Annotated in this window: 23 protein-coding genes and 1 pseudogene; 12 read left to right on the top strand and 12 right to left on the bottom strand. The window is 74.6% G+C overall.

Annotated features, from left to right (window positions below; all coding sequences use genetic code 11):
* Positions 1–5 precede the first annotated feature (5 nt).
* Positions 6–209: a cold-shock protein gene (locus tag IEZ07_RS20185; protein ID WP_068904148.1), complete on the top strand. Its 204-nt coding sequence runs from the start codon at positions 6–8 to the stop codon at positions 207–209.
* Between the two features lie 296 nt (positions 210–505).
* Here the strand turns inward: IEZ07_RS20185 and IEZ07_RS20180 are convergent, their stop codons facing one another.
* The gene (locus IEZ07_RS20180) at positions 506–805 is read right to left on the bottom strand and encodes a DUF6223 family protein (protein WP_239320245.1); all 300 of its coding nucleotides are present in this window, start codon (positions 803–805) and stop codon (positions 506–508) included.
* Positions 806–1,008: 203 nt separating this feature from the next.
* Entirely contained in the window at positions 1,009–1,266 is a 258-nt protein-coding gene (locus IEZ07_RS35810) for a hypothetical protein (protein ID WP_204054458.1), read from the bottom strand.
* Between IEZ07_RS35810 and IEZ07_RS20175 the strand changes: the two genes are divergently transcribed.
* From IEZ07_RS20175 to IEZ07_RS20165, 3 genes and pseudogenes are all read left to right on the top strand, one after another.
* Entirely contained in the window at positions 1,244–2,284 is a 1,041-nt protein-coding gene (locus tag IEZ07_RS20175) for a sensor histidine kinase (protein WP_301549330.1), read from the top strand. The two genes, IEZ07_RS35810 and IEZ07_RS20175, sit on opposite strands and share 23 nt — an antisense overlap.
* A gap of 20 nt (positions 2,285–2,304) precedes the next feature.
* Positions 2,305–2,969: pseudogene (locus IEZ07_RS20170) on the top strand (response regulator).
* Positions 2,970–3,024: 55 nt separating this feature from the next.
* A complete protein-coding gene (locus IEZ07_RS20165) occupies positions 3,025–3,240 on the top strand; it encodes a hypothetical protein (protein WP_191896153.1) in 216 nt (71 codons plus the stop codon).
* Between the two features lie 102 nt (positions 3,241–3,342).
* Here IEZ07_RS20165 and IEZ07_RS20160 read toward each other — a convergent pair whose 3' ends face one another.
* From IEZ07_RS20160 to IEZ07_RS20150, 3 genes are read right to left on the bottom strand one after another with little or no spacing between them, the layout of a single operon-like run.
* Entirely contained in the window at positions 3,343–4,545 is a 1,203-nt protein-coding gene (locus IEZ07_RS20160; protein ID WP_191896152.1) for an MFS transporter, read from the bottom strand.
* Between the two features lie 49 nt (positions 4,546–4,594).
* On the bottom strand, positions 4,595–5,386 hold the full coding sequence (locus IEZ07_RS20155) for an SDR family NAD(P)-dependent oxidoreductase (RefSeq protein ID WP_239320249.1): 792 nt from the start codon (positions 5,384–5,386) through the stop codon (positions 4,595–4,597).
* On the bottom strand, positions 5,383–5,859 hold the full coding sequence (locus tag IEZ07_RS20150; protein WP_301549329.1) for a MarR family winged helix-turn-helix transcriptional regulator: 477 nt from the start codon (positions 5,857–5,859) through the stop codon (positions 5,383–5,385). The genes IEZ07_RS20155 and IEZ07_RS20150 overlap by 4 nt, the downstream gene beginning before the upstream one ends.
* A gap of 120 nt (positions 5,860–5,979) precedes the next feature.
* On the opposite strand from IEZ07_RS20150, the gene IEZ07_RS20145 reads away from it, so the two are divergent.
* The 4 genes from IEZ07_RS20145 (at position 5,980) to IEZ07_RS20130 (ending at position 12,777) form a co-directional block, all read left to right on the top strand.
* Positions 5,980–9,225 (top strand): efflux RND transporter permease subunit, encoded by a 3,246-nt coding sequence (locus IEZ07_RS20145; RefSeq protein ID WP_191896150.1) that lies wholly within the window; start codon positions 5,980–5,982, stop codon positions 9,223–9,225.
* 170 nt (positions 9,226–9,395) lie between these two features.
* Positions 9,396–10,826 carry an adenylosuccinate lyase gene (gene purB, locus IEZ07_RS20140; RefSeq protein ID WP_191896149.1) on the top strand — a complete coding sequence of 477 codons (1,431 nt, stop codon included), beginning with the start codon at positions 9,396–9,398 and terminating at the stop codon, positions 10,824–10,826.
* A 3-nt stretch (positions 10,827–10,829) separates the two neighbouring features.
* Positions 10,830–11,648: a GNAT family N-acetyltransferase gene (locus IEZ07_RS20135; RefSeq protein WP_191896148.1), complete on the top strand. Its 819-nt coding sequence runs from the start codon at positions 10,830–10,832 to the stop codon at positions 11,646–11,648.
* A gap of 124 nt (positions 11,649–11,772) precedes the next feature.
* Positions 11,773–12,777 carry a DUF4037 domain-containing protein gene (locus IEZ07_RS20130; protein WP_239320252.1) on the top strand — a complete coding sequence of 335 codons (1,005 nt, stop codon included), beginning with the start codon at positions 11,773–11,775 and terminating at the stop codon, positions 12,775–12,777.
* Between the two features lie 38 nt (positions 12,778–12,815).
* Here the strand turns inward: IEZ07_RS20130 and IEZ07_RS20125 are convergent, their stop codons facing one another.
* A complete protein-coding gene (locus tag IEZ07_RS20125) occupies positions 12,816–13,148 on the bottom strand; it encodes a DUF3817 domain-containing protein (RefSeq protein ID WP_239320255.1) in 333 nt (110 codons plus the stop codon).
* A 278-nt stretch (positions 13,149–13,426) separates the two neighbouring features.
* Here IEZ07_RS20125 and IEZ07_RS20120 point away from each other — a divergent pair, with 278 nt between their 5' ends.
* A complete protein-coding gene (locus tag IEZ07_RS20120) occupies positions 13,427–14,272 on the top strand; it encodes a MerR family transcriptional regulator (protein WP_239320257.1) in 846 nt (281 codons plus the stop codon).
* Between the two features lie 83 nt (positions 14,273–14,355).
* Here the strand turns inward: IEZ07_RS20120 and map are convergent, their stop codons facing one another.
* The gene (gene map / locus IEZ07_RS20115) at positions 14,356–15,123 is read right to left on the bottom strand and encodes a type I methionyl aminopeptidase (RefSeq protein WP_191896145.1); all 768 of its coding nucleotides are present in this window, start codon (positions 15,121–15,123) and stop codon (positions 14,356–14,358) included.
* 66 nt (positions 15,124–15,189) lie between these two features.
* Between map and IEZ07_RS20110 the strand changes: the two genes are divergently transcribed.
* Positions 15,190–15,444, top strand: a complete 255-nt coding sequence (locus IEZ07_RS20110) for a helix-turn-helix domain-containing protein (protein ID WP_068904120.1) — start codon at positions 15,190–15,192, stop codon at positions 15,442–15,444.
* A gap of 204 nt (positions 15,445–15,648) precedes the next feature.
* On the opposite strand, the gene IEZ07_RS20105 is transcribed toward IEZ07_RS20110, so the two are convergent.
* Positions 15,649–16,752 (bottom strand): tyrosine-type recombinase/integrase, encoded by a 1,104-nt coding sequence (locus IEZ07_RS20105; protein ID WP_191896144.1) that lies wholly within the window; start codon positions 16,750–16,752, stop codon positions 15,649–15,651.
* 183 nt (positions 16,753–16,935) lie between these two features.
* Here IEZ07_RS20105 and IEZ07_RS20100 point away from each other — a divergent pair, with 183 nt between their 5' ends.
* The gene (locus IEZ07_RS20100) at positions 16,936–17,373 is read left to right on the top strand and encodes a 50S ribosomal protein L7/L12 (RefSeq protein WP_191896143.1); all 438 of its coding nucleotides are present in this window, start codon (positions 16,936–16,938) and stop codon (positions 17,371–17,373) included.
* Positions 17,374–17,427: 54 nt separating this feature from the next.
* On the opposite strand, the gene IEZ07_RS20095 is transcribed toward IEZ07_RS20100, so the two are convergent.
* Positions 17,428–18,168: a CTP synthase C-terminal region-related (seleno)protein gene (locus tag IEZ07_RS20095; protein ID WP_191896142.1), complete on the bottom strand. Its 741-nt coding sequence runs from the start codon at positions 18,166–18,168 to the stop codon at positions 17,428–17,430.
* Positions 18,169–18,245: 77 nt separating this feature from the next.
* Here IEZ07_RS20095 and IEZ07_RS20090 point away from each other — a divergent pair, with 77 nt between their 5' ends.
* Positions 18,246–19,217 carry a LysR family transcriptional regulator gene (locus tag IEZ07_RS20090; protein ID WP_191896141.1) on the top strand — a complete coding sequence of 324 codons (972 nt, stop codon included), beginning with the start codon at positions 18,246–18,248 and terminating at the stop codon, positions 19,215–19,217.
* Here IEZ07_RS20090 and IEZ07_RS20085 read toward each other — a convergent pair.
* The 3 genes from IEZ07_RS20085 to IEZ07_RS20075 all read right to left on the bottom strand — a co-directional run bounded on the left by IEZ07_RS20085 (position 19,160) and on the right by IEZ07_RS20075 (position 24,233).
* Positions 19,160–20,554 carry a serine hydrolase domain-containing protein gene (locus IEZ07_RS20085; protein ID WP_191896140.1) on the bottom strand — a complete coding sequence of 465 codons (1,395 nt, stop codon included), beginning with the start codon at positions 20,552–20,554 and terminating at the stop codon, positions 19,160–19,162. The two genes, IEZ07_RS20090 and IEZ07_RS20085, sit on opposite strands and share 58 nt — an antisense overlap.
* A 47-nt stretch (positions 20,555–20,601) precedes the next feature.
* Positions 20,602–22,881 (bottom strand): HelD family protein, encoded by a 2,280-nt coding sequence (locus tag IEZ07_RS20080; RefSeq protein WP_191896139.1) that lies wholly within the window; start codon positions 22,879–22,881, stop codon positions 20,602–20,604.
* Between the two features lie 164 nt (positions 22,882–23,045).
* Positions 23,046–24,233 carry an NAD(P)/FAD-dependent oxidoreductase gene (locus IEZ07_RS20075; RefSeq protein ID WP_204054461.1) on the bottom strand — a complete coding sequence of 396 codons (1,188 nt, stop codon included), beginning with the start codon at positions 24,231–24,233 and terminating at the stop codon, positions 23,046–23,048.
* Positions 24,234–24,262: the final 29 nt, after the last annotated feature.

The raw sequence follows: 24,262 nt of genomic DNA, 5'->3' as shown, positions 1-24,262 counted from the left end.
TAGACATGGCTACTGGCACCGTGAAGTGGTTCAACTCGGAAAAGGGCTTCGGCTTCATCGAGCAGGACGGCGGCGGCGCCGACGTCTTCGCCCACTACTCGAACATCGCCGCCCAGGGTTACCGCGAGCTCCAGGAAGGCCAGAAGGTGTCGTTCGACGTCACCCAGGGCCAGAAGGGCCCGCAGGCCGAGAACATCGTTCCCGCCTGACCCTCAGCGCAGCCGAGCCGGGGTCCGCAGCCGAAAGGCCGCGGGCCCCGGCTTGCGTTGTGTCCGGCTCCGGAGCCGGACACAACGCACGGGAAGCACGACGGACTCGTGACGACGCCGGTGGCCGGCCGGATCTGCGTGGCGGACGTCCCGCAGATCGAGCGGTACACCGAGCGGCCCACCCGTACGCCGGCCGGGCCGTCGGATCGGTGACGCGCCGCGGCGGGTCTCCTGGGCACATCCGAGATCGAGCACGGACCAGGAGGTGCCGCCGAAGAACGGCACGGGCGCCGGGGTCAGGCGGCGCGGCGGGAGCGGACCAGGGCCAGCCCGCCGAGGGCCACGGCGATCGGCCCGACCACCAGGTCCACGTAGCCCCCGACTATTCCGTAGCCGGTGCTGGGACCGCCCTCGGCGGCGGCCACGACCAGCCCGCCGACGACCGTGCAGGCCAGCCCCGTGATCAGGGCCGCGATGCCTCCCCTCCTGCCGGTGCCGGTACGGCCGACGGAGCGGGCCAGAGGCAGCCCGCCGACGACGACGCCGGCCAGGCCCAGTAGCGCGGCCACCGCGGACCAGAGACGCCCGGTGGTCAAGGTGTAAGCCCCGACGGGCTGGGCCAGGACGTGCGCGGCCGCCGGTGCGGCGAGCCCCGCGATTCCGAGTGGGGCGGCTGCGGCGGCGGCCTCCGGCAGCGGACGGCGGCGTCTACGCGGTTCCGCGTAGCCGGCCCGTGGCCCGGTACGCCCGTCGTCGTAGGCGGCCGCGCGTCCGGGCGGACTGCTGGCGCGGGCGGCGATCATAGGATCGCGGCATGGAACACCGCATGGTGCCGTTGCGGCTGCCGGTGCCGGCACAGGACGCGTTGCTCGCGCTCTTCATCACCGTGATGCAGGTGCAGGGCACGGTGGTCCGCAATGCCGGCGAGGTGGTGCAGCGTCCCCTCATCCACCTCGGCAACCTGGGGTACGTCCTGCTGATCGCGGGCGGCGCGGTCGTCGCCGTCCGCCGCCGGTGGCCGGCGGCCGGTGCCGGTGTTCGTCACCGCCGCGCTCACCAGCCTGGTGTACTACACCCTCGACTTCCCGGACGGGTCCGGCTGGCTCGGGCTCTTCGCCGCCCTTTACACCGTCGCCGCCTACGGTGACGGACGCCGGTCGCTGGTGATCGGCGGCGTGGGCACCTCGGTGCTCGCCGTCGGCTGGCTGGTCGCCGCGGCCGACATCGAACCACGCGCCGCCATCGGCTGGGTGTACTTCCGGATCGGTGTGTCGGTCATGAGCGCGGCCCTCGGCGAGTCCGTCCGGACCCGGCAGGTCATCGCGGCCGAAGCCCAGGAGCGCGCCGATGCTGCCGAGCGGACGCGTGAGGAGGAGGCGCGGGCGCGGGTGGACGCCGAACGGCTCCGGATCGCCCGTGAGGTCCACGACACCGTCGCGCACGCCATGGCGATCATCAACGTCCAGTCCGGTGTCACCGCGCACGTGCTCGACAAGCGGCCGGAAACGGCACGCGAAGCGCTGCGCGCCATCGAGCAGACCAGTTCCCGGGCACTGCGGGAGATGCGGGCCGTCCTCGGGGTGCTCCGTGACGGCGACGGTGACGACGAGGGGCGGGCGCCGTACCCAGGGCTGGGGCAGCTCGGCGAACTGGCCGCCAAGGCGCGCGAGGCGGGACTCGACATCGAGCTCGAGGAGACCTCGCCCGCGGCGCCGTTGCCCGGCGCGGTGGGAAGCGCCGTCTACCGGATCGTCCAGGAATCGATCACCAATGTGGTCCGTCACGCCGGCCCCACCCGGGTGACGATAGTGCTGAGCCCCGGGATCGAGGACTTGGAGGTCCGTGTGACCGATGAGGGCCGCCGTGCCGCCCCAGATCAAGAGTCCGCGGATCCGCACCTGTCCGTCCGGCATCCGGAGGATACGGGTGGCTCGGCCGGGCCCGGCCGCGGGATCGTCGGCATGCGCGAGCGTTGCCGGCTGCTGGGCGGAGAACTCCACGCCGGGCCGGTTCCGGGTGGCGGGTTCGAAGTCAGGGCACGGCTGCCCGTCGCGCCGACCGGGTCGCGTCTGTGAACGCGGCAGCCGCCTCACCGCTGACCGGCGCTCCCATCAAGGTGCTGCTCGCCGATGACGAGGGTCTCGTGCGATCCGGGTTCAAGGTTCTGCTCGACCTCGAGGACGACATCACCGTGGTGGGAGAAGCCGCCGACGGCGCCGAAGCCGTCGAGCGGGCCCGTGCCACGCGTCCCGACGTCGTCCTCATGGACATCCGCATGCCCAGGGTGGACGGGATCCGGGCCACCGCCGAGATCGCCGGAACGCGCGGGCTGGAGCAGGTCCGGGTTCTCATCCTCACCACCTACGACACCGGCGAGTACGTCTTCGACGCCTTGCAGGCCGGTGCCAGCGGATTCCTGCTCAAAGACGCCGGGCCGGCCGAGCTCCTGCATGCCGTGCGGGTGGTCGCCGCGGGAGAGGCGCTGCTCGCGCCGCGGATCACCCGGCGCCTCATCGGCCAGTTCACCGCGCGGCGGACGGCCGCCCGGGCCGGGGAGGACCGGCTCGCGGTGCTGACCGGGCGCGAGCGCGAACTGCTGGCCCTGGTGGGGCGGGGCCTGAGCAACCACGAGATCGGTGCCGAGTTGTCTCTCAGCCCGGCCACCGCGCGCACCCATGTCAGCCGGGCGATGGCGAAGCTGAGCGCGCGCAGCTGGTCGTCATCGCTTACCGGACAGGGCTGGTCGATCCCGCGAGCTGAGCAGGTCGACGCGGGTGCGGCCGGATTGTCGGTGGCCGGGTGCACGATGTCGGCCATGGCTTCGTGGCAGGAGATCGAGAAGGAAGTGCCCGAGTTGGCGGGCAGGGTGCGCGAGCTGCTGGACGCGCACCGGCACAAGACGATGGCGACGCTCCGCAGGGACGGGTCACCCCGCATCAGCGGGACGGAGGCTCAGTTCAAGGACGGGGAGCACCTGGTCATCCAGATGCGGCATGAGGGCCGGGGCTTTCGCGAGGTACGGCGCCGCTAGATATTAATCTACATAGTAAAGACAGTCGGATATTTCAGAAATGTCCGACTGCTCAAAAAACACAAAGCCACAAAAGAAAAGGGCCTCTCTGCCGGCCCGGTCTCAGGGTTCAGGACGTACCGCCGCCGTGTCCCCGGCGTCGCGGGGCGCGCGGGGGCGCAGGGCGCCGGCGGAGGCCGCCATGAACGCCGCCAGGACGGCGGGGATGGCCAGCGCAGTGGGCAGGTCGGTGAGTTCGGAGACGCCGCCGATGATGGCGGGCCCGGCGACGAGCCCGGTGTAGCCGACGGTGGCGACCTGGGCGATCGCCTGCCCGGCCCGGGCGGGGTCGTGGTTGCCGGCCGCGGAGAAGACCTGGGGGACGATGGTGGCCAAGCCGAGGCCGAACAGGGCGAAGCCGACGATGGCGACCGGGACGCTGCCGATGAGCAGGGCGGCGCCGAGACCGAGTGCGGCGATGACCCCGGAGACGCGGACGAGGCGGACGGGGCCGTGCTTGAGCGCGAGGTGGTCTCCGGCGAAGCGGCCGACGGTCATGGCGATGGAGAAGACGGCGAAGCCGAGGGCGGCGACGGTCTCGGAGGCGTGGAGGTCCTCGAAGAGGTAGACGGAGGTCCAGTCGACGGCGGCGCCCTCTCCGACGAGTCCGGCGAAGGCGACGACACCCATGAGGACGATCCAGCCGGTCCAGCGGGCGGGTCCTGCGCTCTCCTGCTTCTGCCGGGCGGAGGGGTGGCGGTCGGCGGGCAGGAGGTGGCGGCCGGCGTACAGGGAGATGAGCGCGAGGGGGATGCCGGTGGCGGCGAGGGTGGCGCCCGCACCGAGGCCGAGGAGGGCGAAGAGCCCGCCGATGCCCGCGCCGAGGAGTCCGCCGATGCTGAACATGCCGTGGAAGGACGACATGATCGGGCGGCCGTAGGCGCGTTCGACCTCGACGCCGTGGGCGTTCATGGAGACGTCGAGGGAGGCGTTGACGAGGCCGTACAGGAAGAGGGAGGCGATGAGGGCGGGGAGGGTGGGGGCGTAGCCGGGGGGGATGATGGTGAGGGCGGTGCCGATGGCGGCGGGGACGATGACGCGGGCGCTGCCGAAGTGGTCGGTGAGGCGTCCGGCGAAGCGCATGCCGACGACGAGGCCGACGGCGATGGCGAGCAGGCCGTAACTGAGCTGGCCGTCGCTGAGGCCGAGGTCGGTTTTGACGGCGGGGATGCGGGCGGCCCAGGCGCCGGAGACGGTGCCGAGGACGATGAAGAAGTAGGAGACGGCGCGGCGGGCGTTGGCGGCCTGCCGGGGTGTGGTGCTCATTGGCCTCTCGGGTCGGTGTGCGGGTGTGGCGGGCGGGTCGTGCCCGGTGTCAGTGGACGGAGAAGCCGCCGTCGACGCAGAGGGCCTGGCCGGTGATGTAGGCGCCGGCGGGGCCGGCGAGGAGGACGGCGAGGCCGGCGAAGTCGGTGGGCAGGCCGTTGCGGCCGGTCATGGAGCGGGCGGCGAGGGCTTCGACGCGGCCGGGGACGGCTTGGACGGGCTGGGTGAGGGGGGTGAGGACGAAGCCGGGGATGATCGTGTTGCTGGTGACGCCGTGGCGGGACCAGGCTTCGGCCTGGGAGCGGGTCAGGCCGGTGAGGGCGGCTTTGGCGATGCCGTAGGCGCCGCTGTCGCCGAAGGCGCGGATGGACTGCTGGGAGCCGATGTTGATGATGCGTCCCCATCCGCGGGCGGCCATGCGGGGGCCGTAGTGCTGGCCGAGGAGGTAGGGGGCGGTGATGTTGACGGCCATGGTCTGCTCGTAGTCGTCGGTGGTGAGTTCGGCCATGGGGCGGCGGATGTTGTTGGCGGCGTCGTTGACGAGGATGTCGATGTCGCCGTGGTGGGTGGCGGCGTCGCGGCAGAGGCGGGTGAGGTCGGTGCGGTCGGCGAGGTCGGCGCTGATGGCGGTGGCGTTGACGCCGTGGGCGCGCAGGCGGGTGACGGCTGCGGCGAGGGGTTCGGGGCGTCGGGCGGCGATGACGAGGTCGGCGCCTGCGCGGCCGAGGGCTTCGGCGATGGCGTAGCCGATGCCGGAGCTGCCGCCGGTGACGAGGGCGGTTCTGCCGGTGAGGGAGAAGAGGGTATCGAGGTAGCCGGACATGGACAGAAAACCTATCATCCTACCTTTCTGGTGGGAGGATCTTCTTCCTGGAGCGCGGCGGCGACGGCCTGGATCCGGTCCATGACGGAGCACAGGTCGTGGAGGGTCTGGGTGTCGAGGTGCACGAGCAGGCGCCGGAAGTCGTCGAGGCCCGCGTTGGAGATGTGCTCCATCAGGGAGTGGCCGGCCGGGGTGAGTTCGGCGCGGCGGACGCGGCGGTCGTGGGGGTCTTCGCGGCGGGCGGCGAGGCCGTGGCCGACGAGGCGGTCGACGAGGCCGGTGACGGTGCCGAGACCGACTCCGAGGTGGTGGGCGAGCTCCTGGCCGGAGGCCGAGCCGCGGGCGGCCAGGAGCATGACGACCTTGAGCTGGCGCATGGTCAGGTTGGAGTCGAACAGGGGAGAGGACTGGCGGTTCTGGGCGAAGATGCGGCCCAGGTCGCGTTGTATGTCGCCGATGCGGTCGATCAGCCGGTCACGTTCGTCGTCCACGCTCACCTCTCGTTTCCTGAGAAGGTTATCAGGATCGTGAGGCTCCGTTAAATATTCGTTCGAGGCGAAGTGTTAGTCTGGCGGCAACATTATTCTGACGTCCTCTAGGAGCCCCCTCTTATGACAGCCCTGGCCAGGTTGAGCCTCGCCAACCGCAGCCTCGTCATAATGATCGCGGTCGTGGTGAGCGCGTTCGGCGCCTTCGCGATCCCGTCGCTGAAACAGCAGCTGCTGCCCTCGCTCTCGTTCCCGGGGGCGTTCGTGGTGACCGCCTACCAGGGCGCCTCTCCCGAGATCGTCGAGGAGCAGGTGACCAAGCCGATCGAGGACAGCTTCCAGGGCATCGCGGGGGTCACCGAGGTGACCTCCACCTCCCGGGAGGGTCTGTCCCAGGTCCAGGTGGCGTTCGAGTACGGCACGGACATCGACGACGCGGTCGCCAAGATGCAGCAGTCGGTGGCCAGGATCGAGGCCGCGCTGCCGGAGGGGACCGACCCGCAGGTGATGACGGGCGGCACCGACGACATCCCGGTGCTGGTGCTGGCGGTGGAGGACGGCGGCGACGGCCGGGCGATGGCCGACAAGCTCGAGCGGATCATGGTTCCGGAGCTGCGGGGCATCGAGGGCGTGCGCGACGTGGCGGTGACCGGCGTACGCGACGAGACCGTGGTGATCACTCCTGACCTGAGGAAGCTCGCGCTGCTCGGCCTGCAGCCGACCGCGGTCGCCGAGGTGCTGCGGGCCAACGGCCAGCCGGTTCCGGCGGGTGCCCTGACCGAGGAGAACAGGTCGCTGACCGTGCAGGTGGGCGACCGGATCGATTCTCTGAAGGAGCTGGAGGACCTCTATCTGACGCCGGCCGCTCCGGCGGCGCAGGTTCCGCAGGCCCAGCAGCAGACCGCGCAGCAGGGCCGTCAGGTGCCCGGCGCCGGGGGGCGGGCGCGTCCCGCGGCGGCGCCGAAGGCGCCCAAGCCGGTCAGGCTCGCCGACGTCGCCGACATCGAGCGGGAGCCGGCGGCGGCCACGTCGCTGACCCGGACGAACGGCGAGCCGAGCCTGGGCGTGTCGGTGACGATGGCGCCGGACGGCAACGCGGTGGCGATCTCCCATGAGGTGGCGAAGCGGATCCCGGAGATCGTCCGGGCGATCGGCGACGCGGCGGAGGTGACGGTCATCTTCGACCAGGCGCCGTACGTGGAGCGGTCGATCGAGGATCTGACGACCGAGGGCCTGCTGGGGCTGGCGTTCGCGGTGCTGGTGATCCTGGTGTTCCTGCTGTCGGTGCGTTCCACGCTGGTGACGGCGGTGTCGATCCCGCTGTCGGTGGTGATCGCGCTGATCGCGCTGTGGCTGGGCGACTACTCGCTGAACATGCTGACGCTGGGTGCGCTGACCATTGCGGTGGGCCGGGTGGTGGACGACTCGATCGTGGTGCTGGAGAACATCAAGCGGCATCTGGAGTACGGCGAGGCCAAGCGCGACGCGGTGCTGGCGGGTGTGCGCGAGGTGAGCGGGGCGGTGACGGCCTCGACGCTGACGACGGTGGCGGTGTTCGCGCCGATCGCGGTGGTCGGCGGCATGGTGGGGCAGCTGTTCGCGCCGTTCGCGATCACTGTGACGGTGGCGCTGCTGGCGTCGCTGCTGGTGTCGCTGACGGTGATCCCGGTGCTGGCGTACTGGTTCCTGAAGGCTCCGGTGCTGGGTGCGGAGGAGGCGCGGGCGGTCCGGGAGGAGGCCGAGGCCAAGGAGCTGCGCAGTCCGCTGCAGCGGGCGTATCTGCCGGTGCTGCGGTTCGCGACGCGGCGGCGGCTGGTGACGGTCCTGGTGGGTGTGGTGGTCTTCGTGGCGACGATGGGCCTGGCCGGGCGGCTGGAGACGAACTTCCTGGACTCCTCCGGGCAGGACACGGTCTCGATCAGCCAGAAGATGCCGGTGGGCACGGATCTGGCGACCACGGACGCGGCGGCCAGGAAGGTCGAGGAGGTGCTCGCCGGCCTGGAGGATCAGGGAGTGCAGTCCTATCAGGTGAACGTGGGTTCCGGTGGCGGGTTCATGCGGGCGATGGGCGGCGGCGGTGACAGCGCGTCGTACTCGGTGACGGTGGCCGAGGGCACGGACACGCCGGCGCTGGAGGAGACGCTGCGTGAGCGGCTGAAGGGCCTGGACGGCGTCGGTGAGATCACCGTGGGCGGCGGCCAGGGCGGCGGCATGGGCGGTTCGGCCAACCAGGTCCAGGTCATCGTGCAGGCGCCGGACATCGAGACGCTGGAGGCGGCCGCGGAGACGGTGCGCGGCGCGATGGCCTCTCTGGAGGGGCTGCGGGACGTGTCGTCCAACCTGGCGGCGAGCGCGGAGCGGGTCGAGGTCCGGGTGGACCGGGAGAAGGCGGCGGCCAGGGGGCTGTCGGAGTCGTCGGTCGGCCAGCTGCTGGCGCAGCGGTTCCGCGGCGCTCCGCTGGGCCAGGTGACGCTGGACGGGCGGGCGGAGGATCTGATTCTGCGCACCGGTGACGCGCCCGAGGACGTGGAGGCGATCCGGAAGCTGGAGCTGCCGACGGCCGCGGGGATGGTGGAGCTGTCGGAGGTGGCCGCGGTGGAGAAGGTCGAAGGTCCTCCGCAGGTGACCCGGATCGACGGCGAGCGCAGTGCGACGGTGTCGGGTACGGCGACCGCCAGTGACCTGGGCGGTGTGACGGCGTCGCTGACGACGCGGCTGGAGGGATTGTCGCTGCCGGAGGGGGCCTCGTACGAGATCGGCGGGGTGAGCGCGGATCAGGAGGAGGCGTTCGGTCAGCTGGGGCTGGCGATGCTGGCGGCGATCGCGATCGTCTTCATGATCATGGTGGCGACGTTCCGGAGTTTCGTGCAGCCGCTGATCCTGCTGGTGTCGGTGCCGTTCGCGGCGACGGGTGCGATCGGGCTGCTGCTGGCCACGGGCACTCCGCTGGGCGTGCCGGCGTTGATCGGCATGCTGATGCTGATCGGCATCGTGGTGACGAACGCGATCGTGCTGATCGACCTGATCAACCAGTACCGGGAGCAGGGGATGGGCATCGTGGAGGCGGTGGTCGAGGGTGGTCGCAGGCGGCTGCGGCCGATCCTGATGACCGCGGTGGCGACGATCTTCGCGCTGGTCCCGATGGCGCTGGGGCTGACCGGGTCGGGCGGGTTCATCTCCCAGCCGCTGGCGATCGTGGTGATCGGCGGGTTGCTGTCGTCGACGCTGCTGACGCTGGTGCTGGTGCCGACGCTGTACGTGATGCTGGAGCGGACCAAGGAGCGGCTGCGCCGCGGTCCGCGGAAGGCTTCGCGGGGCGGGTCCGAGGTGAAGGTGTACGACGCCGACGAGCTGGCGTCTTCGCGCTAGCGGTCCGGGCCGGTCGCCGTGCGGTGGTGCGCTGTGCTGCGCACGCCGTACGGTGGCCGGCTTGTCGGCGGGTCCGGTCCTGTCGCGGGCCCCGGCGGGCCGCAGGGGTGCCGGCGGGCGGGGGGACCCCGGGCGCGCGGCGCGCGGGGGCGCCGATAAGCTGAGGCAACGTGACTGCCAAGCCGCGTATCCCCAATGTCCTGGCCACCCGCTACGCCTCGGCGGAGCTGGCCCGTCTGTGGTCTCCCGAGTACAAGGTGGTGGCCGAGCGCCGCCTGTGGCTGGCCGTGCTGGCCGCCCAGGCCGAGCTGGGCGTGGAGGTCGGCGCGGGGGTGGTGGCCGACTACGAGAAGGTGGTCGAGCGGGTCGACCTGGCGTCGATCGCGGAGCGGGAGCGCGTCACCCGCCATGACGTGAAGGCCCGTATCGAGGAGTTCAACGCGCTGGCCGGGCACGAGCACGTGCACAAGGGCATGACGTCGCGGGATCTGACGGAGAACGTCGAGCAGCTGCAGATCCGCGACAGCCTGGTGCTGGTGCGGGACCGGTGCGTGGCGCTGCTGGCGCGGCTGGCGGGTCTGGCCGCCGAGCACTCGCAGACGGTGATGGCGGGCCGTTCGCACAATGTGGCGGCGCAGTCGACGACGCTGGGCAAGCGGTTCGCGTCGGCGGCCGACGAGCTGCTGGTGGCGTTCGCGCGGCTGGAGGAGCTGATCGCCCGCTATCCGCTGCGCGGGATCAAGGGTCCGGTGGGCACCGCGCAGGACATGCTGGACCTGCTGGGCGGGGACCGGGGTGCGCTGGCGGAGCTGGAGGAGCGGATCGCGGCGCATCTGGGGTTCGCCCACCGGTTCACCAGTGTGGGGCAGGTGTATCCGCGGTCGCTGGACCACGAGGTGGTGACGGCGCTGGTGCAGCTGGCGGCGGCGCCGTCGTCGCTGGCCAAGACGATCCGGTTGATGGCCGGGCACGAGCTGGTCACCGAGGGGTTCGCCGAGGGGCAGGTCGGGTCGTCGGCGATGCCGCACAAGATGAACACCCGGTCGTGTGAGCGGGTGAACGGGCTGGCGGTGGTGCTGCGCGGGTACGCGTCGATGGCGGCGGAGCTGGCCGGGGACCAGTGGAACGAGGGGGATGTGTCGTGTTCGGTGGTGCGCCGGGTGGCGTTGCCGGACGCGTTCTTCGCCTTCGACGGGCTGGTGGAGACGATGCTGACGGTGCTGGACGAGTTCGGGGCGTTCCCGGCGGTGGTGGCGGCGGAGCTGGACCGGTACCTGCCGTTCCTGGCGACGACGAAGATGCTGATGGCGGCGGTGCGGGCCGGGGTGGGCCGGGAGACGGCGCATGAGCTGATCAAGGAGCACGCGGTGGCGTCGGCGCTGGCGATGCGGGAGCGGGGGGCCGGTAACGAGTTGCTGGCGCGGCTGGCGGCCGATGAGCGGTTCCCGCTGGATGCGGCGGCGCTGGAGGCGCTGCTGGCCGACCGGGTCTCCTTCACGGGGGCGGCGGCCGAGCAGGTGGAGGCGGTCGTGGCGCGGGTGGGTGAGGTAACCGCCCGGCATCCGCAGGCGGCCGGCTACGTTCCGGGCGCGATCCTGTAGCCGGTGGTGGAGTTGTTCACGGTCCCGGACGTGGTGGCCGCGTCCGGGGGCGACTGCATGGTGGTGTGGGCCGCTCAGGGGCTGCGGGGCGGAGTGCGGGCGTGGGCGCTGGACGGGGCGGTGGCGGTGGCCAGTCCGCAGTTGAACCGGCGTGACCGGTTGACGGTGCGCGGTCCGGTGGCCGCGGTGGCGGAGCTGGTGCGGCGGGTGCTGCCGGGGCTGGGGCCGTCCTACCGGTTGCTGGGCGAGCGGTCGCTGGTGGCCGGGGTGGTGGAGCGGTTGCCGGGGGCGCGGCCGCCGGTGGGGTTCGAGTGGATGGACACCGCGGCGGACGGGGACGCGGACTCGGTGGAGGGCGCCGCGCGGGTCGCGGCGGTCGCGGCCGTGGACCGGCTGGGCGCTGGGGCGGGTGGCCTGGACGGCCCGGGCGCGGCGTGGCTGCCGGCGGAGGCCGACGGTGAGGTGGCGGCGCTGCTGGCGGTGGCGTCGCCGTCGGCGTGGGCGGTGCCGGGGGTGGCGGGGATCCGCAGGTGGGCCGGGATCCGGGGTCCCGGCGGGGAGCCGGTGGCGGTGGCCGCCGACGCGTGGTCGGCGCCGCAGGTGGGTTTCGTGGCGGGGGTGGGTACGGCGCCGGCCTGGCGGGGCAGGGGGCTGGGCGAGGCGGTGTGCCGGTTCGTCTTCGGTGAGCTGGCCGCCGAGCACGGCAGGGTGGCGCTGATGGTCGACACCGCCAACCGGGGCGCGATCCGCGTCTACGAGCGGTTGGGCATGCGGATCCGGCCGGTCGCCGCGGCGGAGCTGCCCGCGCGCTGCGGGGGTTGACGGGTTCTCCTCGGCCGGGGATGGCCTGGGGGCGGGCTGCTCCGGGCCGCCTCCGTGCGAGGGGAAAACCGGGTGCGCGGGGAGGGCGGGCCGGGGCAGAGTGGACGGAATGATGTCCAGTTTCGTGCCTGGTTTGCAGCTGTCGCGTGACTTCTACACGGAGGTGGTGCGGCCCCTGGTCGCGGGGGTGCCGCACAGTGCCGCGCTGATCGGCGCGGGTTCGGAGGTGCTGGCGTTCGACACCGAGCGCTCGGCCGGCCGCGGCTGGGGGCCGCGGGTGGTGCTGTTCACGGCCGCCGGGCTCGCCCAGGAGGTGGGGGAGGCGGTCGGGCGGGGCCTGCCCGAGGTCTTCGGCGGGTATCCGACGGTGTCCGGGGGCGGTAGCGGTGTCGTGGTCGCCGATCCGGGTGAGTGGTTCGCCGGGCGGCTCGGGTTCGATCCGGGCCGGGGGGTGGGCGTCCTGGACTGGTTGTCGGCGCCGTGGCAGCGGCTGGCGGAGGTCACCAGCGGGGAGGTCTTCCACGACGGGCTGGGCGTGCTGGAGCCGGCGCGGGCCGCGTTGCGCTGGTATCCGGCTGATCTGTGGCGGTATGTGCTGGCGGTGCAGTGGCGGCGCCTGGCGCAGGAGGAGTCGTTTCCGGGCCGGTGCGGGGAGGTGGGGGACGATCTGGGTTCGGCGGTGCTGACCGCCGGGCTGGCGCGCGAGGTGATGCGGCTGGCGCTGCTGATGCGCCGCCGCTATCCGCCGTACTCGAAATGGCTGGGCAGCGGGTTCGCCCGCCTTTCGGGGGCGGCCGAGCTCGGTGACGCGTTGTCGCGGGCGGTGGCGGCGCGGGAGTGGCGGGAGCGGGAGCGGCATCTGGGCCGCGCGTACGAGCGGGTGGCGGCGCTGTACAACCGGGTGGGGCTGGCCGGGCCGCTGGAGGCGCCGGTGCGGGGTCTGTCCGGCCGGCCCTTCCAGGTGATCGGTGCCGGGCGGTTCGCCGACGCGCTGGCGGCGGCGGTCACCGACCCGGTGGTGGCGGCGCTGCCGCCGGCCGGGTCGGTGGACCAGTTCGCCGGCTCCGCCGACGTGCTGACGTGCCCGGAGCGGTGCCGCGCCGTCACGCGGGCCGTGCTGGGTCTTTGACGGGCGTCCTGGGGGCAGGGGCCGGTAGGGAGGGGCTTTCAGGCCGCGGTGGCCGGCCCGGTGGTGGCGAGGCGGGCGGACATGCGCCGTTCGAACCACAGGGAGGTGAACGGCGGTATCGCGCACGCCAGGCCGAGGGCGATCGTGCCGGTGCTCCAGCGGGCCGTACGGCCGGCGGCGAGCGCTCCGAGGACGTACAGCACGAACAGGGCGCCGTGGACCGGACCGAAGATCTTCACGCCGAGGTCGCCGGTGGCGGCGATGTACTTGAAGTACATGCCGGCGAGCAGGCCCGCCCAGGAGCACGCCTCGGCGATCGCGACGTAGCGGAACAGGCGCAGCGCTGCGGGCGCGGCGGGGATGCTGGACACGGCGGGGGCGCCTTCCTTCGAACGGGACCGGGGACGGTCTTCAGCCTAGGGGGCCGGGGTCGTGCTCCCGGCCGGGAGGGCGGCGGGTCCGGCGGGTAGGGTGTCGTGGCGGTGCGGCGTGCGTGCCGTCGTTCCCGGTGGTGCGGGCGGATCCGCCCGGCCGGGCGGATCGCTTCCCCCTTTCCCTCCTTTCGGGCCGGTGTCTGCGGACGGGTCCCGCAGGGGGACCGGTCGAGGTGATGGGATCGTCCCCGCGGGGGAGGGCCCATGCTGGGGACGTGAACGAGGATCTGGAAGAGGCTCTGCTGCCGATCGGGCGGTTCGCCCGGTTGTGCCGCCTCAGCGTCAAGCAGTTGCGTCACTACGCCGAGCTGGGCCTGCTGCCGCCGGCGTGGGTGGATCCGGGTACGGGTTACCGCTACTACCGGGCCGGGCAGGCGCGCGAGGCGCTGTCGATCGGGTTGCTGCGCTCGCTGGACGTGCCGCTGGCCGCCATCGGGGAGGTGCTGTCGGGTACCGACCCCCACCGGGCGCTGGGCCGGGTCCGTGACGGCCTGGAGGCGGAGCTGGCGCGGCGGCGCCGTACCCTGGCGACGCTGGAGCGGGTGCTGGGCGCGGGTCTGCCCGCGCTGCCGGTCGAGGTGGTGGCCGAGCCCCCCCGCAGGGTCGCGCTGGCCCGGGAGGTGGCCGCCTCGCCTGAGGACATCGGCCGGGCCTTCGCGGCGTGCGTGGCCCGGCTGGGCGTCCCCGCTCCGGATCCCGGCGGCCCGGCCGGGGACGGCGGGGAGCCGGCGGGGCTGGTCGGGTTGTTCCCGGTGGAGCTGGAGGGTCCCCTGCCGGTGGCCGTGGCCGCGCCGCTGGAGGCCGGCGGCCCCGGGGGCGGCCGCCGCCCGCCGCCCGGGACGGAGTCGGACCTGCTGCCCGGCGGGGCCTTCGCCCGTGTCGTCCACGTCGGGCCCTACGACCAGTCGGCGCCGGCCTACCACTCGCTGCTGGCGTGGTGCGCCGAGCGGGGGCATCCGGTGCGCGGCCCCGTCCGCGAGGTCTACCTGTCCGACCCGGCCGTCACCGTGCCGGAGCGGCTGGTCACCCATCTGATGGTCCGGCTGGAGGATCCGGGATGACCGGGGCGGAGCGGGGCCGGGCGGGGAGGAGGTTCGGGGTCCGCCGGGGCCGGGTGCGTTCCGGCCCCGGCGGGCGCCGTGCGTCACGGCCGGGTCAGGACGCGCGGTCCGTCGTCGGTGACGGCGACCGTGTGCTCGACGTGGGCGGCGCGGCTGCCGTCGGCGCTGGACAGGGTCCAGCCGTCGGGGGCGGTCACGTAGCCGTCGGCGCCGCCGGCGGTGAACATCGGCTCGATGGCCAGCACCAGGCCGGGCCGGAGCGTCAGGCCGCGTCCGGGGCGGCCCCGGTTGGCCACATGCGGGTCCTCGTGCATGGTGCGGCCGATGCCGTGCCCGCCGAAGTCGTCGGGGATGCCGTAGCCTGCGGCCCGGCCGGTCCGGGCGATGGCGTGGCCGAGGTCGCCGATCCGGCCGCCGGGCACGCACAAGGCGATGGCGGCCTCCAGTGCGGCCTGCGTGGCTGCGATGAGCGCCAGGTCGTCGGGGCGGGGGCGGCCGACGGTGAGACTGACGGCCGCGTCGCCGGCCCAGCCGTCCAGCAGGGCGCCGCAGTCGACGCTGAGCAGGTCGCCGTCGCGCAGCCGGTAGCGGCCGGGGATGCCGTGCACGATGGCGTCGTTGACGGATGTGCAGATCACCGCGGGGAACGGGGTGGGTGCGAAGGCCGGCCGGTAGCCGAGGAACGGCGAGGTGGCGCCCGAGTCGGCGAGCACCGTGCGGGCGATCTCGTCGAGTTCCAGCAGGCTCACCCCGGGGACTGCGTGTGCGCCGACGGCGGCCAGGGCCGCCGCCACGATCCGGCCGGCTTCGGCCATGGCCTCTATCTCCGCCGGTGTCTTGATCTCCACCATGTTCCACTCTCCCGTGAATCCAATACTTATACCGGTATTGTTATCACGGTTGCTAGGATCGCGTGCATGGTGCGACCTCCACTGAGCGAACTGGACCGCGAACGCGGTCACCGGCTGGGCACGATCCTGCGCCAGGCGCGCGGCGACCGGAGCATGGCCGAGGTGGCCGCCGCCGCCGGGCTGTCCGCCGAGACCCTCCGCAAGATCGAGACCGGCCGGGTCCCCACCCCGGCCTTCTTCACCGTCGCCGCCCTGGCCCAGGCGCTCGGCGTCTCCCTGGACGTCCTGGCCGAGGTGAGCGCCGCCGAACGCGCCGCCTAGGAGACCGCCGGACCGGACCGGCGGCCGTGCCGCCCGAGCCGTTGCCGTCGGCGGGCACGACCTGCGCACCCTGGAACGTGCCGCCGAGACCGGGGACCCGGCCGCCGTTGGCGCACTGGATGGGGAAGGCGGTGGCCGCCAGGCGCGGGGGGAGGCCCGGCCGAGGACTCCGGCCGTCCGGGCCTCCCCCCGCGGGTCCGCGGGTCAGGCGCCGTCGGGGCGCTGGGCGGGCCCGCGCAGCAGGGGGTGGGCGCGCATGGCCACCTCCAGCTCGCCGGGCAGCTCGTCGCGGTAGCGGCCCAGCGTCGCCAGGTCGCTGTGGCCCAGCACCCGCCGCACCGCGTCCATGTCCACCGCGTCGGCCAGCAGGTGCGTGGCCGTGGTGTGCCGCAGGCCGTGCGGCGTCACCGAGCGCCGCCGGTCGGCCTCCACCCGCCGCTGCACCCGGTCGATCACCGCCTGCACGTCGCCTCGCGCCAGCCGGCGCCCCCGCCACGACAGCAGCAGCGCCTTGTCCGGCGAGCCGGCCCGGTCCCCCTCCAGGTAGGCGTCCAGGACCCGCGCCACGTCGGCGGGCAGCGGCACGTCCCGGGTCCTGCCGCCCTTGCCGAAGATCCGCCAGTAGCGCACCCCGTCGTTGGTGTAGAAGTCCTCGGCGTTGGCGCGGACCAGCTCCGACACCCGCGGGCCCAGCGTCGTCAGCAGCAGCACGATCAGCGCGTCCCGCAGCTCGGTGCGCTGGTCGCGGCGTCTGCGCCGCTCCCGGCCGGCATCCGGGCCCGCTCCGGCGCCGGGATCGGGATCGGGGCCCGCGTCCGCGCCGCCGCCCAGCCGCCGGGCCGCGCCGATCAGCCCCTGCGCCTGCTCCCGGGTGAGCGCCCGCCGCTCCGGGCGCAGACCTCCGCGCTCCCTGGAGGTCACCGTCGCCGCCGCCATCGGGTTGATCTGCACCCAGCCGGCCAGTGCCGCGTGCTTGAACAGCGCCGAGACCGACCGCCGGAACCGCGCCTGCGACGACGCCGACTGCACGGCCCGCCCGGGGGCCGGGAGGGCGGCCCCGTCCGGCCGGGTGCGCCGCTCGTCGGGCTTGCGGGCGAACGCCAGCAGGACCGCGTCGACGTCCTCACCGGTCAGGTCGTCCAGCACCCGGCCGGCGCCGGCCAGCCGCACGAAGGTGGCCACGTCCCGGGCGTAGACCTCCGCGGTGGCCGGGGACAGGGCACCGGTCGAGGTCTTGGCCCGGATCAGCTCCACATAGCGATCGGCCGACTCCTGCACGGTGAGACGGTTCAGCTCCGCAGGCCGCATGGTTTCGGGGACGCCCTTTCTCGATCTTCCCGGATGCTACCGGCCGGCACCGGCCTCCGGCCGCCGGATCGCCTTCCCGGCCGACGCCGCCGCAGACGCGGCGCGGTGGATCCCCGGGCGGGTACGGGCCCGCCGGGCGAACCCGGGCGAGACAGGACACGCAAGCGGCAATATGATCGGTCCATGCCGAACCTGGGACCGGTGGAGCTCCTCATCATCGGATCGTTCCTCGCGCTGCTCGCCATCGCAGCGATCGCCCTCATGCGGCGCAGTGCCCGGCCCCCGGTCCCCGCGCCCCGCCTGGGCCCCGCCGAACTGCACCACCGGGTCCGGGACCTGACCGCGCAGGGCAGAGCGATCCAAGCGATCAAGCTGATCCGGGAGCAGACCGGCCTCGGCCTGGCCGACGCCAAGCGCTACGCCGACGACGTGGCCGCGGGCCGGGCGCCCCTGCCGCCCGGGGATGCGCAGGGGATCGCGCGGCGAGGCGGTGCGGACCTGGCCGGCCGGGTGCGCGAGCTCAAGGCCGCCGGGCGCGCCGAGCAGGCGCTCTTCCTGGTCCGGGGCGAGACCGGGATGGCCGAGGCCGACGCCCGCCGGTTCGTCGACGCGATCGAGTAGTGCCCGTGCGGTCCGCACCGGCTCCGGACGGGTGGTGAACGGAGCCGGGGCGGCTCACCCGGCGGGCAGGTGCGCGGGCACCGCCGCGGTATGGCCGGTCCGGGAGGCGGCGCGGGCGACGGCGGCCGCGGCGAAGGCGGTGATGACCGGGTGCGGGCGGGTGCCGTCGCCGGCCAGTTCGGGCTGGAAGAGCGTGGCCAGGAAGAACGGGTGGCCGGGCAGTTCCAGGATCCGCGGCGCCCCCGCCCCGTCGCGGCCGGAGAAGCGCAGCCCGCCGCCGGTCAGGGCCGGCAGGTAGCGGGCGTCGGGCCCGTAGTGGCAGGAGTAGCGCTCCACGGTCTGCTCGGCGCCGATGATCTGCTCGGCCAGGGAGCCGGGCGCCAGCCGTACCGCGTCCTCGTGACCGGCCAGGGAGCACTCCAGGGGCACCAGCAGCGGCTCGGCGGCGGCGGAGGGGTCGTTCTCGGCGTGCGAGACGGCCAGGCCCAGGACGTTGCGGGCGTACTCCAGGAGGGCGTGCTGGAAGCCGCCGCAGGTGCCCAGGAACGGTACGGCGTGCTCGCGGGCGGTGCGGGCGGCCTGCAGCGCCCCGGCCTCGCTCCGGTACGGGCTGCCCGGCAGCATCCAGATCGCGTCGAAGCGCTCCAGGCCGCCGGTGTCGGTGGTGGGGATCCAGTAGGCGTCCAGGGTCAGCCCGTCGCGCCCGCGCAGCGCCGACAGCAGGGCGGGGATGCGGGCGTGGGCCTGGACGTGGGGGGAGCGGTCGCCGACCAGGGCGACGGTCGCGGTGGTCATGCGCCCATCCTGACCGGCCTCCCGTCTTAAGCGCCAACGATGATCCCTGCTGATCCGATAAGGGATACTGATGAGCTGTGGACCCCCACCTGCTGCGCACCTTCGTCGCCGTCGCCGACCTGCGCTCCTTCTCCGCCGCGGCCGAGCGGCTCGGCTACACCCAGTCGGCGGTCTCGCAGCAGATCGCCGCGCTGGAGGCCGATCTGGGAGTGGTGCTGCTGCTGCGGCGGCCGGTGGCGCCCACCCCGGCCGGGCGGCGCCTGCTGGAGCACGCCGGCCCGCTGCTGCTGCGTCACCGGGCCGCCCGCGCCGACGTGCTGCGCGCCGCGGACGGGCCGCCGCGGACGGTCGTGGTGGCCGCCTCGGCGCTGGCCTGCCCGCCCGTGCTCGCCCGGGCCCTGCGCGGGCCCCGGCTGGAGGTGACGGTGCGCACCGCCGGCCGCCGCCGGGTCGCCGAGCAGGTCGCCTCGGGTGCGGCGGACCTGGGGCTCGTCGACGGGATCGCCGCGCCCAGCGATCCGCTGCGCCTGCCCGACGTCGGGCCGCTGACCGCCGTCGGCGTGGCGTCCGAGCCTTTGGCGGTGGTCCTGCCGTCCGGTCATCCGCTGCAGGGGCGCGGCGGCCTGGCGCTGGACGACCTGGCGGGTGCGCTGTGGCTGCAGGCGCCGGCCGCGGTCGCGGTGGAGCGGCTGCGCGAGCTGGCGGGTGAGCCGCCCGGCTCCGGCGGTTTCCGGGTGGCCTGCCGCTACGACGGCCACGACCTGCACACGGTGCTGAACCTGGTCGCCGCCGGGCACGGCCTGACCCTGCTGCCCGTCTCGGCGGCGGCTCGCCCGGCGGCCGGGGGGACGGCCGCGGTCCCGCTGAGCGCGCCGCGCGTGGTGCACCGGGTGGAGGTGCTGCACGGCGCGCTCCCCGCCGCCGGCCGAGACGCCGGGGACGGTGCCGGGAACGGCGGGGACGCCGGCGACACAGTGGCCGCGCTCGTCGCTCAGCTGCGCCAGCCGCCGTCGTCCACGCCGCCGGGCACGCCGCCCTCCGGGTCGTAGGGGGTGCGGGTGAACACGAACGTCGCCAGGTCCAGGTGGCGGACCGAGCCGTCTCCCCGGCGGACCGGGCGCAGCGTCTCGCCGGCGTAGTAGCCGTCCAGGCCGAGCCAGGTGCCGTCGGCCTGCGCGGTGAAGCGGGAGGCGCGGCCGGTGCCGCCGAGCGGCGTCAGCGACAGGTCGCGGCGGCCCAGCAGCCGCAGCGCGTAGGGGGCCGGCCCCCAGTACCAGGGGCCGGCCAGCTCCAGCAGGGCCGGGTCGACCTCGGCGGGCGCCCACTCGGCGGGCAGCCGCGGCTCGCAGGCGTCCAGGATCGCCAGCAGGTCGGTCAGCAGGGTGCGGCTCGCCCCGGAGGTGGAGTTGGCGCAGAACAGCACGCCGGTCCGGTCGGCCGGGTCGGCCCAGACGGTGGCCAGGAAGCCCGGCATGGAACCGGTGTGCCCGGCCAGGCGGCGCCCGCCCGCCCTGGCCAGTTGCAGGCCCAGGCCGTAGCCGCCGGTCCAGGCGTCGCCGTCGTCGACGGTCGCCGGTTCGCGCATCTCCGCCAGCGTCGAGGCGGCCAGCACGCCGCCGGTGTCGCCGGCCACGAACGCCGCCCAGCGGGCCAGGTCGGCGGGGGTGGACCAGATCTGCCCCGCCGGGGCCATGGCGCCGGCGTCGTGCTCGGGCTCGGGCAGCAGCACGTCGGCCCACGGGTGGACGGCGTAGCCGCGCGCGTGCGGCGCGCGGGGCCGTGTCGTGGTGTCGCGCATGCCGAGCGGCCGGAGGACCTCCTCGCCTACGGCGGTGGCCCAGTCGGTGCCGCGGTGGCGGGCGACCAGCTCGCCCAGCAGGCCGAAGCCGAGGTTGGAGTAGTGGTAGCGGCGGCCGGGCCGGTGCCGGGCCGCCTCCGGGCCGAGCAGGGCCAGCAGCTCGGTGAACGGCAGGCCCGGGGTGCGCTCCCACCACTGGCCGGGCGGTTCGGCGGTCAGGCCGGAGGTGTGCGACAGCAGCTGGGCGACGGTCACCTCGTCTGCGGGAGTGCCGGGCAGGTGCTTGCCGATCGGGTCCGTCAGGTCCAGGCGGCCCTCGTCGCGCAGCCGCATCACCACGACGGCGACCATGCTCTTGGTGATCGACCCGATGCGGTACTGGGTGTCCACGGTGGGTACGGCGGGACCGGCGGGCTCCTGCGCGCCGCCGCCTCCGCCGGTCCCCTCGACGCGGCCGCGCGCGCCGAACCAGGCGATCTCCCCGTCGCGCACCACGGCCGCCGCCAGCGACGGCAGTCTCGACTCGGACTGCTCGGCCGCGATCCTGCGCAGCAGCGCGCGAGCCGTACCCTCCAGCACCGGTGACATCGACGGGGCTCCTCTTGTGAGACGACTGGGGTCACTGACCGCCCACGTTAGTGCCGGGCCAGCCGCGACAGCATCGGCGGGAGGTCGCCGGCGAAGACCACGGTCAGCCGGCGGGTGGCGCGGGTGACGGCGACGTACAGGTCCTGGCCGCCCCTGGGGGAGCCGGCCAGGATCTGGGCGGGCTCGACCACGATCACCGCGTCGAACTCCAGCCCCTTGGCGGAGGCGGGCGTCAGCACCGCGACGGGGCGGTCCAGCGCGGCCGGCTCCGAAGGGCCCGCCGCCAGGACGGTGGAGACCTCGGCGCGCCGGGCGGCGGGCACGATGACCGCCAGCCGGCCCTCGCCGACCGCCTCCAGCTCCTGCTCGACCAGGACCGGCAGCCGCCCGACGGAGGCGCGCACCGCGCGCGGCCGGTCGCCGCCCTCGCGCACCGACTCCGGCGGCCGCCGGTCCGGCGCGACCGCCGCCAGGACGTCGGCGGCGACCTCCATGATCTCCACCGGGGTGCGGTAGTTGACCTGCAGCCGTTCCACCCGCCACCGGCCCGCGACGTAGGGGTCGAGGACCTCGCCCCAGGAGCGGGCCCCGGCGGCCGAGCCGGTCTGCGCCAGGTCGCCGACGACCGTCAGGGAGCGGGCCGGGATGCGGCGCATCACGGTCCGCCAGGCCATCGCCGACAGCTCCTGGGCCTCGTCCACGATGACGTGCCCGTAGACCCACGTGCGGTCGGCGGCGGCCCGCTCGGCGGTGGTGACGTGCGGTCCGGCCGGGCGGTGGCGCTCGGCCAGCGCGGCGGCCTCCATCATCTCGTCCTCGGCCAGGCCGGTGAACTCCAGCACGCCGCGGGCGTAGGCCTCCTCCTTGCGCCGCACGTCGGCGGCGGCCCGCTCGGCGGCCGGGCTCACCGAGTCGTCGACGCCCAGCAGTTCGGCGGCCTCGTCCAGCAGCGGGATGTCGCCGGTCGTCCACGGCGAGCCGGACGGGCGCAGCAGGGCGCCGCGTTGGGCGGCCGTCAGCCGCGGCGCGGCCCGGTCCAGCGCCTGCGGGTCGGACAGCAGGTCGCCGATCAGCCGCTCGGGGGTCAGCAGAGGCCACAGGGCGTCCAGTGCTTCGCGCACCTGGGGGCGGCTCCACAGCGCCTTGCGGGCGTAGGCCAGGTCCTCGGCGTCGGCGGGGGCGTCCAGCCGGGCGGCCTCGTCGGCGGCCAGGGCCCGCAGCACGTCCAGGACGAACAGCCGGCGGGCGACGTTGTGCGGGCGGCCCGAGCGCCGGGCCCGGTCGCGGGCGGCCGCGCAGACGGCGCGGGAGGCGCGGAGAGTCATCTCCTCGACCACGACCTCGACGCCGCCGCGCAGGGAGGTCCGTACCGGGAAGGAGACCTCCAGGTCACCGTCGGGCAGGCGCTGGCGGTCGCGCACCGCGGCGGCGACGACAGCGGCCATGCGCAGGTCGCCCTTGACGACGGCGGCGGCGGGCGGGTCGTCGGCGCCGGCCCGCACGCCGGAGTGCAGCTCGCCCACGGTCGCCACCACCACGTCGGTCTCGCCGAGGGAGGGCAGCACCTGGCCGATGTAGCGGGAGAACAAGGCGGTGGGGCCGATGACGAGGATGCCGCGCCGCGACAGCACCTCGCGGTGGGTGTAGAGCAGGTAGGCGGCGCGGTGCAGCGCGGCGACGGTCTTGCCGGTGCCCGGGCCGCCCTCGACGACCAGCGCTCCGGCCAGGCCGGAGCGGATCACCCGGTCCTGCTCGGCCTGGATGGTCGCCACTACCTGGCTCATCCTGCCGGTACGGCCGCGCCGCAGCGCCGCCATGAGCGCGGCCTCGCCGACGAGGGTGCGCCGGTCGGGTTCGGCGAGGCGGTCCAGGTCGAAGACCTCGTCGTCGAGACCGACCACGGTGCGCTCGCGGGTGTGCAGGTGGCGGCGGCGCACCAGCGGGCCTGGGTCGGCGGGCGTGGCGGTGTAGAAGGGACGGGCGGCCGGGGCGCGCCAGTCGGTCAGGACGATCTCGCCGTCGGCGCCGCGCAGCCCGGTCCGGCCGATGTAGAGGGTCCGGCCCTCGGCGTCGTCGGTGCGGCCGAAGCACAGGCCGTGCTCCACGGCCGACAGCTGCGCCAGGCGGCGGGCGTGCTCGGCGGCGGAGACGTCGCGTTCGAGGCGGGCCTGGTGGGTGCCGCCGGCCGTACCGCCGGCGTGGGCGGCGGCGAGGGCGGCGCGGGTCCGCTCGCGGACGGCGTCCAGGCGGTCGTAGAGGGCGGTGAGGCGGGTCTGCTCGGTCAGCAGGGCTTCGGCGAGGGCGGGGTCGGGTTGACGGGATCCCATCTCTTTGGTAGACTCCTGCCTGATGGGCTACTTGTAAAATGAAGGCGATCGAGTATAGCGCTCTCGTCTCCTTCTCCGCATGCCCGTATGCCTGCACGCCGCGGTGAGCCGCACCCGCTCGACCGGCCCGCCCGCCGGTCGGCTCCGGGCAGGCCCGCCCGCGCTCACCGGCCGCGCAGCCGCAGCCCGTCCAGCAGCCAGCGGCCGGCCACCGCACCCGCCAGCCGCGGCGGCACGGTCCCCGCCCCCAGGCCCACCTCCACCAGCAGGTCGAACACCTCCCGGCGCCGGGAGGCGACGGCGATCGCCGCGTCGATGAAACCGGGCGAGCGGGCGGCCCGGGCCAGCACGTCGGTGGTGCGCAGATGACGCCCCAGCGCCCCGCGCAGCGCACGCCGGTAGGCGGGCAGCGGATCGCCGGCCGCCCGCACCGCCGCCTCCCCGGCCAGGCGGCCCGAGAGCAGCGCGTAGTAGATGCCCTCGCCGGTCAGCGGGTTGATGAGGCTGGCGGCGTCGCCGGCGAGCATCACCCGGCCCGCACCGGGCCGGGGCCGCCCGCACGACAGCGGCAGGCGGTGGGCCCGCAGGTCCCGGGCGGGCAGGTGGGGCAGCAGCTCGGCGAGCCGGCCGTGCAGGACCCGGCGGCCGGGCAGGTCGCAGGCCTGCAACCGGGGCAGGAGCATCCCGAAGCCGACGTTGGCGCTGCCGTCGCCGACCGGGAACGACCAGGCGTAGGCCGGCCAGCCCTCCCGCTGCATGGCGATGAGCTGGACGTCGTCGCCGGCCGGCACCTCGGCGTAACCGCGCACCGCGATCGCGGTGTGCCGCTCGGGGGTGGCCGGCAGGCCGAGGAGACGCCGCACGGTCGAGTTGGCCCCGTCGGCGGCGACGACGGCGCGGGCGGCGAAGACCCCGTCGACGAGCACGTGCGGGCCGCGCTCGGCCAGCGCCCGCACCCGGTGGCGGCGCACCTCGACGCCGCGGGCCCGGGCCGCCTCCACCAGGCGGGCGTCGAAGACGCGGCGGGGCACGACGTGGTTGGGCCGGGCGACGGTCGCGTGGACGCGCTCGCCGCCCGGGGAGACCACCTCCAGGCGCCGCGTCGGCCGGTGGTCGTCGATGAGGCCGGGCAGGCCGAGCCGGGCGAGCTCGTCGCGGCCGTGGGCGGCGATGCCGTCACCGCAGGCCTTGTCGCGGGGGAAGTCCTCGCGGTCCAGCAGCAGCACCCGCGCCTCGGGGCGCAGCTGCCTGGCCCGCAGCGCCGCCGCGGAGCCCGCGGGGCCCGCCCCGACGACCACCAGATCCCATACGCCGTCCGCTGCGCCGCTCACCCAGGTGGTCTGCCACGCCACGCCTCCGCGAAACCCGTCCGCGCCCGCCG

The sequence above is a fragment of the Planomonospora parontospora genome (assembly GCA_014647935.1).
Taxonomy (GTDB): Bacteria; Actinomycetota; Actinomycetes; order Streptosporangiales; family Streptosporangiaceae; genus Planomonospora; species Planomonospora parontospora.
Note: the sequence above shows the minus strand (reverse complement) of the source record. Positions and strands in the feature narration are given on the sequence as shown.

Bases quoted from the DNA above. Each gene is read 5' to 3' on its own strand.
- IEZ07_RS20185 (WP_068904148.1), top strand. From the start codon at position 6: ATGGCTACTGGCACCGTGAAGTGGTTCAACTCGGAAAAGGGCTTCGGC.
- IEZ07_RS20165 (WP_191896153.1), top strand. From the start codon at position 3,025: ATGGCTTCGTGGCAGGAGATCGAGAAGGAAGTGCCCGAGTTGGCGGGC.
- IEZ07_RS20160 (WP_191896152.1), bottom strand. From the start codon at position 4,545: ATGAGCACCACACCCCGGCAGGCCGCCAACGCCCGCCGCGCCGTCTCC.
- IEZ07_RS20155 (WP_239320249.1), bottom strand. From the start codon at position 5,386: ATGATAGGTTTTCTGTCCATGTCCGGCTACCTCGATACCCTCTTCTCC.
- IEZ07_RS20145 (WP_191896150.1), top strand. From the start codon at position 5,980: ATGACAGCCCTGGCCAGGTTGAGCCTCGCCAACCGCAGCCTCGTCATA.
- map (WP_191896145.1), bottom strand. From the start codon at position 15,123: ATGGTGGAGATCAAGACACCGGCGGAGATAGAGGCCATGGCCGAAGCC.
- IEZ07_RS20110 (WP_068904120.1), top strand. From the start codon at position 15,190: ATGGTGCGACCTCCACTGAGCGAACTGGACCGCGAACGCGGTCACCGG.
- IEZ07_RS20105 (WP_191896144.1), bottom strand. From the start codon at position 16,752: ATGCGGCCTGCGGAGCTGAACCGTCTCACCGTGCAGGAGTCGGCCGAT.
- IEZ07_RS20100 (WP_191896143.1), top strand. From the start codon at position 16,936: ATGCCGAACCTGGGACCGGTGGAGCTCCTCATCATCGGATCGTTCCTC.
- IEZ07_RS20095 (WP_191896142.1), bottom strand. From the start codon at position 18,168: ATGACCACCGCGACCGTCGCCCTGGTCGGCGACCGCTCCCCCCACGTC.
- IEZ07_RS20085 (WP_191896140.1), bottom strand. From the start codon at position 20,554: ATGTCACCGGTGCTGGAGGGTACGGCTCGCGCGCTGCTGCGCAGGATC.
- IEZ07_RS20080 (WP_191896139.1), bottom strand. From the start codon at position 22,881: ATGGGATCCCGTCAACCCGACCCCGCCCTCGCCGAAGCCCTGCTGACC.